The 1,434-nt window shown below is 65.8% G+C and carries 1 protein-coding gene; it reads left to right on the top strand.

The genetic code is table 11. The features are described from left to right. The first annotated feature begins 114 nt into the window (after window positions 1–114). Window positions 115–1,347 (top strand): IS30 family transposase, encoded by a 1,233-nt coding sequence (locus ACFWW8_RS38580; RefSeq protein ID WP_386537612.1) that lies wholly within the window; start codon window positions 115–117, stop codon window positions 1,345–1,347. Window positions 1,348–1,434 lie beyond the last annotated feature (87 nt).

The raw sequence follows: 1,434 nt of genomic DNA, 5'->3' as shown, positions 1-1,434 counted from the left end.
TGACGCCGACAACGAGGGGCAGTCCGTTCGCGTCCGACAGGACGTGCATCTTGGAACCCGGTTTGCCCCCTTGGGTTCTAGCGATCGTTGCAACACCTCTTCTTGAGGGGTGTGATGTTCGAGATCCGCAAGGACCGGGCCAAGGCTCTGGGCGGCCGCAGGCGCCTGGTCCGCGAGCGGGAGGAATACTTCCGGCTCGTGGACCAGGGTTACGGAAACACCGAGGCCTGCCGACTGGTGGGCATCAACGAACGAACCGGTCGTGAATGGCGCAACGGCAGGACGGCAAAGGACCGGTTCCGCGCACCGGCTCGTCCGGCGTCGGCTCCCGTTGCCCCGAGCCGTTTCCTGACCCAGGCTGATCGTCTGCACGTCGCCGATCGTTTGCGGGAGAAGGCAACGGTCCGGGCCATTGCCGCTGAGCTGGGCCGCAGTCCGTCCACCATCAGCCGTGAGATACGGCGCAACGGCATCCCACTACGTGGAGACACCTCGCGCTGGGCCTACCGGCCCTACGCGGCTCAAGCTCGTGCTGATGCACGCCGCCCACGGCCGAAGCCGGGAAGGATCGGCCAGAACTCCCGACTGCGGGACTACATTCAGGAGCGTCTGACCCGCCGCTGGAGCCCAGAGCAGATAGCCGCCCAGTTGCCTCGCGACTTCCCCGACGACCTGGAGATGCGTGTGACACACGAGACGATCTACCAGGCGCTATACGTTCAGGGGCGCGGTGAGCTCCGCAGGGAACTCGTTCACGCGTTGCGCACGGGCCGAACCCGTCGCAAGCCCCACCGGCACGCAGCCAGGCGTCAGCCGCGCTTCGCGACGCCGATGGTGATGATCAGCGAACGACCGGCAGAGGTCGCTGACCGGGCCATTCCAGGGCACTGGGAGGGCGATCTCATCGTCGGCCCTGGCCACCGGTCTGCCATCGGGACACTTGTGGAACGCTCGACGCGCTACCTGATGCTCCTCCACTTGCCTGACGGCGCACACAAGGCCGAACACTTCCACCAGGTGCTTGCCCGCACGATTCAGACGCTGCCATCGCAGTTCAAGCGCTCTCTGACCTGGGACCAAGGCACGGAAATGGCCGGCCACGGCGCGTTCACCATGGCCACCGACATGCCTGTCTACTTCTGCGACCCGGCCAGCCCATGGCAGCGCGGCTCCAACGAGAACACCAACGGCCTGCTGCGGCAATACTTCCCGAAGGGAAGCGATCTCTCCAGCCACAGCCTCGAACACCTCGCTGCCGTGGCTGCCGAACTCAATGGCGGCCCACGGAAGGCGCTCGGCTGGGAGACCCCAGCCGAGCGTCTGGCTAAGCTCCTGGCAGCAAGCTGATCAGCAGTGTTGCAACGACCCCTTGAATCCGCCCCCGGTCCACGGGGCTCGGACCTGTGAGTTCGCCCCTTTTTTAGCCCTCACGTG

The sequence above is a fragment of the Streptomyces sp. NPDC058701 genome, assembly GCF_042715295.1.
In the GTDB taxonomy this organism is placed as follows: domain Bacteria; phylum Actinomycetota; class Actinomycetes; order Streptomycetales; family Streptomycetaceae; genus Streptomyces.
The sequence above is the reverse complement of the archived record's forward strand: the minus strand, read 5'-3'. Positions and strand labels throughout refer to the sequence as shown.